The 9,934-nt window shown below is 74.3% G+C and carries 8 protein-coding genes; 6 read left to right on the top strand and 2 right to left on the bottom strand.

Annotated features, from left to right (window positions below; all coding sequences use genetic code 11):
* On the bottom strand, positions 1-1,013 hold a 1,013-nt coding region (locus HKK72_RS21375; protein ID WP_187236178.1), incomplete at its 3' end, for a DUF58 domain-containing protein.
* A gap of 36 nt (positions 1,014-1,049) precedes the next feature.
* A complete protein-coding gene (locus HKK72_RS21370) occupies positions 1,050-2,036 on the bottom strand; it encodes an AAA family ATPase (RefSeq protein WP_187236177.1) in 987 nt (328 codons plus the stop codon).
* A 373-nt stretch (positions 2,037-2,409) separates the two neighbouring features.
* Here HKK72_RS21370 and HKK72_RS21365 point away from each other — a divergent pair, with 373 nt between their 5' ends.
* The 6 genes from HKK72_RS21365 to HKK72_RS21340 all read left to right on the top strand — a co-directional run bounded on the left by HKK72_RS21365 (position 2,410) and on the right by HKK72_RS21340 (position 9,925).
* Positions 2,410-3,162 (top strand): M50 family metallopeptidase, encoded by a 753-nt coding sequence (locus tag HKK72_RS21365; protein WP_187236176.1) that lies wholly within the window; start codon positions 2,410-2,412, stop codon positions 3,160-3,162.
* Between the two features lie 110 nt (positions 3,163-3,272).
* Positions 3,273-3,425, top strand: coding sequence for a hypothetical protein (locus tag HKK72_RS21360; RefSeq protein WP_187236175.1), 153 nt, complete (start codon positions 3,273-3,275; stop codon positions 3,423-3,425).
* 75 nt (positions 3,426-3,500) lie between these two features.
* Positions 3,501-4,820, top strand: a complete 1,320-nt coding sequence (locus tag HKK72_RS21355; protein ID WP_315987368.1) for an SWIM zinc finger family protein — start codon at positions 3,501-3,503, stop codon at positions 4,818-4,820.
* Positions 4,817-6,310 carry a DUF5691 domain-containing protein gene (locus HKK72_RS21350; RefSeq protein WP_187236173.1) on the top strand — a complete coding sequence of 498 codons (1,494 nt, stop codon included), beginning with the start codon at positions 4,817-4,819 and terminating at the stop codon, positions 6,308-6,310. The genes HKK72_RS21355 and HKK72_RS21350 overlap by 4 nt, the downstream gene beginning before the upstream one ends.
* A gap of 82 nt (positions 6,311-6,392) precedes the next feature.
* Positions 6,393-7,475 carry an ATP-binding protein gene (locus tag HKK72_RS21345; RefSeq protein ID WP_187236172.1) on the top strand — a complete coding sequence of 361 codons (1,083 nt, stop codon included), beginning with the start codon at positions 6,393-6,395 and terminating at the stop codon, positions 7,473-7,475.
* A complete protein-coding gene (locus HKK72_RS21340) occupies positions 7,472-9,925 on the top strand; it encodes a DUF5682 family protein (RefSeq protein ID WP_187236171.1) in 2,454 nt (817 codons plus the stop codon). Before HKK72_RS21345 ends, HKK72_RS21340 begins: the two co-directional genes overlap by 4 nt.
* Positions 9,926-9,934 lie beyond the last annotated feature (9 nt).

The following is a 9,934-nucleotide window of genomic DNA, read 5'->3' as shown; positions in this document are numbered from 1 at the left end:
ACCCGGTCGAATCGGGCCCGCACCGTCGTGATCCGGCTCAGATCGGCGCCACCCGGAGTCAGGACGATCAGGGAGCCGCCGGAACGGACCCGCCGGACCACGTCCACGGTGGAGCCGGGCCCCTCGGCCAGGGTCACCCTCGCCAGCCGGTCGAGAACGGCCTCGGCGTCGTCGGGGCCGCCCCGCGTCTCCGCGACCGGTCCCGCCCCGGTCAGGATCCGCACCGGGAAGTTCGCGCGGCAGGCGCCGACCGCGATCGAGGCGGCCGCGTCGACGGCCAGCTCGAAGTCGTCCGGATCCCGGTAGGCGCCGGGCCTCGCCTCGATGACGATCGTCGTGTTCGGCAGGCTCGCGTCCACCAGCTGGCGCACCATCAGCGTGCCCGTGCGGGCGCTGGACTTCCAGTGGATGTGCCGCAGGTCGTCGCCGCGGACGTACTCGCGCAGCGCGTGGAACGTCACCGTGCCCGCGGGAGCCCGGTCGGTGGTCGGCCCCTCCAGGTGGTGGGCGCGGCCCGACGGCATCAACGCCAGAACGGTGGTGCAGGGGTGGACGAGCAGGGTCTGCGGCCGGCCGTACTCCCGTACCCGCCGGGCGAGACCCAGCGGGTCCGCGCGGATCAGCCTCAGCGGGCCCACCGGGATCTCGCCACGCCGATCGGTCGGCAGCCGGTAGGTCACGGTGCGCACACCTCCCGACGGGAGCCGGGGAATGGCGACCTCGACGGTGGTCGCGCCCGCCGCGTCACTGGCCCGCAGGCCGGCGCGGATGGCACGGCCGGTGTTGGTGACGTGCAGCACCCCAGCGGCGGGCCGCCCGCGTGCCACCTTCAGCGGCGCGATCTCGCGGCCGATCTCCAGCGCCGGCCGCGGCAGCGTCCACAGCAGCGCGCCGGCGACCGCGGCCAGCCCGACGACCGCCAGGGCCGCCGGCTCCGGATAACCGAGCCACCAGCCGGCCGCGTACAGCAGGACCGAGGCGGCCGCGGTGCCCCGGCCGAGCGGCGTCAGCATCGCCTGTTCCGGCGGTGGCCCGCCCGCGCGCCCACTTCAGACCGCCGCGGCCTGCGGAACGGGGACGTTCGAGAGCACCTCGGCGACCACGTCGTCGGCGCCGAGGCCGCGCAGTTCGGCCTCGGGCGAGATGATCAGGCGGTGGGCGATGACCGGCGCGGCGAGCACCTTGACGTCCTCGGGCACCACGTAGGACCGGCCCGCGGCGGCCGCCCGCACCCGCGCGGCGCGGAGCAGTGCCAGGCTGGCCCGGGGACTCGCGCCGAGCCGCAGGTCGCCGTGTCCCCGGGTGGCGGCGACCACGCGCACGACGTAGTCGTAGATGGGCCCGGCCACGTGCACACTCGCGGCGAACTGGATCATGCGTGCGACGTCTTCGCGGCCCGAGACCGGCGGCATCTTGTCCAGCATCGCGCCGGTCGGGGCGCCCGCGAGCACGGCGACCTCGGACGCGTGGTCGGGATAGCCCATCGAGATCCGCATGAGGAAACGGTCGAGCTGGGCCTCCGGCAGCGGATAGGTGCCGTCCATGTCGACCGGGTTCTGGGTCGCGATGACCATGAACGGCCGGGGCACCGGATGCGCCCGGCCGTCGACGGTCACCCGGCGCTCCTCCATCACCTCGAGCAGGGCCGACTGGGTCTTCGGCGAACCGCGGTTGATCTCGTCGCCGACGACGATGTTGGCGAAGATCGGGCCTGGGTGGAACTCGAAGGCGTTGCCGCCCTGGTTGAAGATCGAGACGCCGGTGATGTCGCTGGGCAGCAGGTCGGGGGTGAACTGGATGCGGCTCCACCGCGCCTCCACCGAGGCGGAGATGCTGCGGGCGAGGGTCGTCTTGCCCACGCCCGGCACGTCCTCGACGAGCAGGTGCCCCTCACTGAACAGGCAGATCAAGGCCAGTTCGACCTTGTCCCTCTTGCCACGGATGACCCGCTCGATGTTGGTGCCGAGGGCGTGGAACATCTGCGCGAACCGCTTGGCCAGGGCGTCGGCGTCGGGCGCGGCATGGCTGTCGCTCATGTGAGATCCTCCGGCGAGCCGGACCGCCGTTCCCCGTTCAACCCCGTCACCCTCCAGTCGAGCCGGCCGTGTCCGCCCGGCGCGGTGCCACCCGCCGGCTCGGTTTCGGCTCAGACCGCTAAATGCGCATGAGCTACCAAAAATAGCGACATACATCGACTTACGGTCGGCGAACCCTCAGACTTGCCGGTCGCGGACGGCGTTCCATTCTGGCCGCCGCTCCGGCGGCGCCCGAGGAATCGTGGCCGAATGCACTGAACGGACCGGCCCCGGTCCGCGTCTTATCCGGCGACGGCCGAGTCACCGGCCGTCGCATGGCACTCTGGTGATCCCAGCCGGGGTGATCCCAGCCGGCGTAACCCTGAGGGCGGAAGTGGATACAGCGAACATCGGCGACCTGTGGGGTCGCGTGACCGGGACCCAGCCCACTCCTCCCTGGTGGCTCGTGGTCATCGCCGGCGTCATCGCCCTGCTGACGGTGGGACATCCGCCCACCTGGCGGCTCGCCAGGAACGTCGTGACGATCGCCCACGAGGGCGGCCACGCCCTGGTCGCGCTGATGTTCGGCCGCAAACTGGACGGGATCCGGCTGCACTCCGACACCTCCGGCGTCACCGTCTCGCGCGGCAAGCCGACCGGGGCCGGGATGGTGTTCACCGCCATCGCCGGCTACACCACTCCGCCGCTGCTCGGGCTGGCGTTCGCCGTACTGCTCAGCGCCGACCGCATCACCCTGATGCTGTGGGCCTCGCTGGCACTGCTCGGGGCCATGCTCATCTTGATCCGCAACGCCTACGGGGTGTTCACGGTCGTCGGGACCGGTGCGGTGATCTTCGCGGTGTCGTGGCTGGGCGACGCCAACGTCCAGGCGGGGTTCGCCTACCTGGCCGCGTGGTTCCTGCTGCTCGCCGGGGCCCGCCCGGTCATCGAGCTGCAGCGCATGCGCTCACGCCACCAGGCGCCGCGGTCCGACGCCGACCAGCTGGCCTACCTCACCGGGGTGCCCGGGCTGGCCTGGGTCGGCATGTTCGCGTTGATCGCGCTGCTGTCGCTTCTCGCCGGTGCCCAGCTGCTGTTCCCCGAGACGGGCTCGCTCCCCCAGCTCTCCGACCTCCCCGGCGTCTGACCTCGCCGGCGCCCGACCGCACCTGACCTCCCGACCGCGCCGACGTCCGACCGCGCCGGCCGATCGGCTCCCGGCATGCCGGTCTGATCCGGTTTCGGCCGGATCCGGTCATGACCGTTCACCCGGGCGGACGCCGGGCGGACGATGACGCCATGGCCGACAAGAAGCTCGATCGCAGCAAGTACCGCCGCAAACGGCAGGCGAGGCTGCGCCGTAACCGGCGCCGCAGCCGCCCCACCGTCGGCACGGGCAAGGGCCGCTGACGAGCCCGGACGGCCGCGTTCCCCACATCCGGCGATGGCCGGAGAATGTCGGCGGAGCCCGATAGCTTCGGGCTTGTGACCGAACGGTGGGGACGCGAACAGGTGCTCGGGCTGGCGCCCGACGCCCCGTCGGGCAAGGCGGCGGCCACCGCGGCCAGGCCGGCGAAGTGGTCCGGCACGGGCTGCGACGAACAGGCCGTCTGGGGCTCGTGCCAGGGCAGCGGCAAGAGCGCCTACCGCGCGATCGTCGATCTGTCCGAGCCCGCGTTCCGCTGCTCGTGCCCGAGCCGCAAGTTCCCCTGCAAGCACGCCCTCGCGCTGCTGCTCCTGTGGAGCGACGGCACGGTGCCCGAACAGTCCCCGCCCGGCTGGGTGACCGAGTGGCTCGCCGAGCGGCGTGACCGCGCGGACCAGGCCGAGCGGCGGCGGGCGGGCAAGGACGCCGCCGAGGGCAAGCCCGGCGGTGCCCGGGATCCGAAGACCGCCGAACGGCGGGAGCAGCGGGCCGCCGACGGGGTCGCGGATCTCGACCAGTGGCTGCGTGACCAGGTCGCGCACGGTCTGGCCCACGCCGAGAGGGCTCCCTACCAGGTGTGGGACGACGCCGCCCGCCGGCTCGTCGACGCTCAGGCGGGGGCGCTGGCCGGCCAGGTGCGCGCGCTCGCGTCGGTGCCCCGCCGTGGCGCCGACTGGCCGCAGCGGCTGCTGGAGGAGTACGCGCTGCTGCGCCTGCTGACCACCGCGTTCGACCGCCGTGCCGAACTGCCGGAGCCGCTGAACGCCACCGTGCGGTCACGGGTCGGCTTCACGCTGAACCAGGAGGAGGTCCTGGCCGGCGAGCGGGTCCGTGACCTCTGGTACGTCGCCGGTTCCAGTGACACCGAACAGGACCGGCTGATCACCCGGCGGGTGTGGCTGCGCGGCCGCGAGACCGGACGCTCCGCCCTCGTGCTGTCGTTCGGGGCGCCCGGCCGCGCCCTCGACGCCTCCCTGGTGGTGGGCGCCACCATCGACGCCGTGCTCGCCTTCTACCCCGGTGCCCAGCCGCTGCGCGCGCTCGTGGCGGAACGCCACGCGTCTCCGCGGCAGTACGCCCCGCGCGGCACCACCGTGCAGGGACTGCTGCGCGAGCACGCCGACGCCCTGAGCCGCGATCCGTGGCTGGACCGATGGCCCGCGGTGCTGGCCGACCTGCGGCTGGGCCGGCGGGCCGGTGACGACGGCTGGCACGTGGTCGACCCGGCCGGCGACGCCCTTCCGCTCCGCACCACCGACCCGTGGCGGCTGCTGGCGGTGTCCGGCGGCCGGCCGCTCACCGTGGCCGGCGAGTGGTCGCCGCGCGGGCTGGTGCCATTGTCGGCCTGGCAGGACGAGGAAGGGCTCGTGATCCTTTGAACGCGTGGACCGAGCACGTCTCCGCCGCGCTGCTCGGCACCCAGCGGCGCCCCGCTCCGCGGCTGCCCGAGGCGCCCGAGGACGCCGCCGACCCGGCCGGCCGGCTGCTGGACCAGGCGGCGGTGCTCACCGTACGCCGCCGCGCGGGCCTGATCGCCGGCACGGCCGAGCCGATCGCGCCCGCCCCGGCCGAGAACGCGCCGCCCGTGCCGCCCGAGGCCACCCGCCGGCTGCGGCAGATCCTCGCCGGTGAGCGGGCCAGAGTACTGCCGGAGTGGCTGGAGCGCACCGCCGGGCTCGGCTACCGCGTACCGGCCGGGTTGCTGCCCGACCTGCTGGAGAAGGGCCGGACCGACCGGACGCTCCGCCCGCTCATCGCCCGGGCGGCGGGCCGGCGCGGAGTGTGGCTGGCCCTGCAGAACACCGACTGGGCCTACCTGGTCGCCGTGGGCGGCGAAGACGCGGCCGACGACCCCGGAGGGTGGGAGACCGGCACCCGCGCCCGGCGCATCGCCCACCTCGTGCGGCTGCGGGCCACCGATCCCCCGGCGGCACTGGCGGCCCTGCGCGCGACCTGGGACAGAGAGCCCGCCCCCGATCGCGCGGTGTTCCTCGCCACCTTCGAGCGTGGGCTGTCCGCCGGCGACGAGGAGTTCCTCGAAGCGGCGCTCGACGATCGCGGGCAGGACGTGCGGCGGATCGCCGCCGATCTGCTCGCCCGACTGCCCGGCTCTGCCTACGGGCGGCGGATGGCCGAGCGGGCGCGCGCCTGCCTGCGCGGCGAGCACCGGACCGTACGCCTGCGGGCGCAACAGTGGATCGTCGTCGAGCCTCCGGCCGGCCATGACGACACGATGCAGCGCGACGGCATTCCCTTCCACGCCGCGGAGCGGATCGGGAACAGGGCCGGGTGGCTGCGCGAGGTCCTCGCCCGCACACCACTGGCCACCTGGACCGAGCTGTTCGACATGCGCCCGATGGAGGTCGTGTGCCTGCCCATCGCCGACGCCGTCGACCATGACGTGCACAGCGCCAAGGACGTCCACCTCGGCTGGGCGCGCGCGGCCGTCCGCCAGCGCGACGCCGAGTGGGCGCGGGCGCTGCTGAAGGGCGGCGTCGTCGTGGACGAGGTCGAGGCGCTCGCCGACCTGCTCTCGGTGCTGCCGGCCGGCGAGCGCGACGGCGCGGCCGCCGATCTGATCCGCTGGGTGGAGGGCCAGGCCGACGTCGTGCGCGTGCTCGACCGGATGCCCGGCCCGTGGACGGGCGAGCTCGCCGACGCCGTTGTCGCGTCGCTGCTGACCGCCGCGCGGCAGCCCGAGGCGGCCAGGTTCCTGGCGCAGCTGTGCCGGCTGGCCGACGAACGACTGACCCCGGACGCCGTGTCGCGGCTGGACGAGATCACCCGTGACCACGCGGCGTCCTGGCCGCTCACCGAGCTCACCGAGACCCTGCGTTTCCGCCACCACATGCTGGAGGAGCTGCGGTGAACCTCCGGCGCCGAGCCGCCGCCTACGCTCAGTGCCGCGCCGCCCGCTCCCGTCCATCCTCGTCCGCAAAGGAGCCTTCGCCATGACCGAGGCCGTGCTTCGCCCGCACGCCGAGCAGCAGTACGCCGACGAGCTCGCCCTGCTCGCCGAGCACGACGACCGGCCCCGGCCGCCCGGCTGGCTGCGGTCGCCCTGGGCCGTCACGACCTACCTCCTCGGCGGCACGCTCCCGGACGGCTCGCGGATCAGTCCCAAGTACGTCGGACCGCGCCGCCTCATGGAGGTGGCGGTCGCCACTCTCGCCACCGACCGGGCGCTGCTGCTGCTCGGGGTGCCCGGCACCGCCAAGACCTGGGTCTCCGAGCACCTCGCGGCCGCGGTCAGCGGCGACTCCACGCTGCTGGTCCAGGGCACGGCGGGCACCGCCGAGGAGTCGGTCAGATACGGCTGGAACTACGCCCGGCTGCTCGCCGAGGGCCCGTCCGAGCAGGCCCTCGTGCCGAGTCCGCTGATGCGCGCGATGCGGGGTGGATCCGTCGCCCGCATCGAGGAGCTCACCCGCATGCCGTCCGACGTGCAGGACACCCTCATCACGATCCTTTCGGAGAAGACCCTTCCGGTGCCCGAGCTCGGCACCGAGGTGCAGGCCCGCAAGGGCTTCACCGTCATCGCGACCGCCAACGACCGCGACCGCGGCGTCAACGAGTTGTCCAGCGCGTTGCGCCGTCGGTTCAACACCGTCGTGCTGCCGCTGCCCGCGACCGCCGACGAGGAGGTCGACATCGTCGCGCGCCGGGTGCAGCAGATCGGCACGACCCTCGAACTGCCGGACGCCACGGCCGGGCTCGACGAGATCCGCCGGGTCGTGACGATCTTCCGCGAGCTGCGGTCCGGCCGCACGGGCGACGGCCGTACGAAGCTGAAGTCGCCGAGCGCCACGCTCAGCACCGCCGAGGCGATCTCGGTGATCACCAGCGGCCGGGTCCTCGCCACGCACTTCGGAGACGGCGTGCTGCGCGCCGCCGACGTCGCCGGCGGCATCGTCGGCGCGGTCGTGCAGGATCCGGTGTCCGACCGGGTGATCTGGCAGGAGTATCTCGAGACGGTGGTGCGCGAGCGCACGGAGTGGCGCGACTTCTACCGTGCCTGCCGCGAGGTCTCATGACCCCGCAGGCGCACTCTGACGAGCGCGTCCGGATCTTCGGGATCCGGCATCACGGTCCGGGTTCGGCGCGGGCGCTCGGCCGGGCGCTGGGGGATTTCAAACCCGAGGTGGTGCTCATCGAGGGTCCGCCGGAGGCGGATCCGATCGTCGCGCTCGCCGCCGACGCCGGCATGGTGCCGCCGGTGGCGCTGCTCGCCTACGTCCCTGCGGACGGCGCGGACGGCGCGGAGCGCGCGGGCGGTGACCGGCGGGCGGCGTTCTGGCCGTTCGCCGAGTTCAGCCCGGAGTGGCAGGCGATCCGCCATGCCCTGGCCGCCGAGGTGCCCGTCCGGTTCTGTGACCTGCCGGCCGCCCATCAGCTCGCCGAGACACCCGATCACCACCCCGGCCCGTCCGGCCCGGCCCCCGACGGGCCGGACGGCGAACCACGAGACGACGCCCTGCCCGGCGGCGACGCCGAGCCTAAGGACGAGGAGGCCGAGGCCTTGGAGCGGGTGCGGCACGATCCGCTCGGCCGGCTGGCCGAGGCGGCCGGCTACGACGACGCGGAGCGCTGGTGGGACGACGTCGTCGAGCACCGCGGCGAGGGACCGGCACCCTTCGAGGCGATCGCCGAGGCCATGACCACGCTGCGCGAGCACGCGCCGGCCATGCCCGAGGCCCACGTCGTGCGCGAGGAACGGCGCGAGGCGTACATGCGCAAGACGCTGCGCCGCGCGCTGAGGGACGGCTACGAGCGGATCGCGGTCGTCTGCGGGGCCTGGCACGTGCCCGGGATCGCCGCCGGCCTCGGCCCGGCGCGCGGCTCCGGCACGATCACCGCGGCCGACGACGACCGGACGCTGCGCGGGATGCCCAAGGCCAAGGTGGCCCTCACGTGGGTGCCGTGGACGCACGGGCGGCTGTCGGGACGGACCGGCTACGGCGCCGGCGTCAGGTCGCCCGGGTGGTACCACCATCTGTTCACCGAGCCCGACCGGCCGGTCGAACGCTGGCTCACCGAGGCGGCCCGGGTGCTCCGCGACGAAGACCTCCCGGTCTCCTCGGCACATGTCATCGAGGCGGTACGCCTCGCCGACGCGCTCGCCGTCCTGCGCGGACGGCCACTCGCCGGGCTCGACGAGGTCACCGAGGCGACCCTCGCCGTTCTCTGCGAAGGCGCCGAACTGCCCGCGCAGCTGATCCAGCGCCGCATGGTGGTCGGGGAGCGGCTCGGCTCCGTACCCGACAGCACGCCGATGGTGCCGCTCCAGCGCGACCTGCAGGCCGAGCAGCGTCGGGTGCGGCTGCGGCCGTCGGCGCTGGAGAAGGAGCACGACCTCGACCTGCGCAAGCCGCTGGACCTCGACCGCAGCCGGCTGCTGCACCGGCTGCGGCTGCTGAACGTGCCGTGGGGCGAGCCCGCCGAGTCGGGGCGGACCAAGGGCACCTTCCGCGAGGCGTGGACGCTGCTGTGGCGGCCGATCTTCGACATTGAGCTCATCGAGGCGAGCGCGTGGGGCACCACCGTGCGCGGCGCCGCGGCGGCGAAGGCCCGATCGCTCGCCGCCGACGCCGAGGCGCTGGCCGACCTGACCGCGCTCGCCGAGCGGTGCCTGCTCGCCGATCTGGGCGACGCGCTGCCGGACGTCATGCGGACGCTCGCCGACCGGGCCGCGGCGGACACCGACGTCGCGCACCTGATGGCCGCGCTGCCGGCGCTGGTCCGCACCCTGCGCTACGGCGACGTGCGCGGCACCTCGACCGGGCCGCTGCGCACCGTGGTCGACGGCCTCGTGGTGCGCGTCTGCGTCGGGCTGCCGCCGACCGTCTCGGGAATCGACGACGACGCCGCCCGTACGCTGCTGGGACACATCGACGGGGTGCACGCCGCACTGGCCCTGCTCGACGACGCCGCGCACATCGCCCGATGGCAGGACACGCTCGCCGGCCTGATCGACCGGCCCGGGCTGCACGGGCTGATCGAAGGCCGGCTGACCCGGCTGCTGCTCGACGCCGGGTTGCTGGAGGACACGCCCGCCGGCGGGACTGCTCCCCACGCGCCCCGCGAGGAGCTCGGACGGGTGACCGACCGGATGGCCCGCGCCGTGTCGGTCGGCGAGTCGCCGGCCCGCGCCGCCGCCTGGATCGAGGGCTTCCTCGCCGGCGGCGGCCTGGTCCTGGTCCACGACGAGCCGCTCTTGCGACTGGTGGACGGCTGGATCGCGGGCCTCTCGCCGGAGTGGTTCACCGACGTGCTGCCGCTTCTGCGCCGGACCTTCGCGGACTTCGAGTCCCCGGAGCGCCGCGCCATCGGCGAACGCGTGCGCCACCTCGGCCCGGCTCGCCGTCCCGTGCCGGCACTCGGCGATCCCGGGGACGAGGACGGGCCCGGTCTCGACGCAGCCCGTGCCGCGCCGGCGGCTCAGACCGTCCTGCGGATCCTCGGCTGGCCGCCCTCTCCCCCATGACGCGGCCGG

The sequence above is a fragment of the Actinomadura sp. HBU206391 genome (assembly GCF_014323665.1).
In the GTDB taxonomy this organism is placed as follows: Bacteria; Actinomycetota; Actinomycetes; order Streptosporangiales; family Streptosporangiaceae; genus Actinomadura_C.
This window is presented reverse-complemented; position numbering and strand designations above follow the sequence as displayed.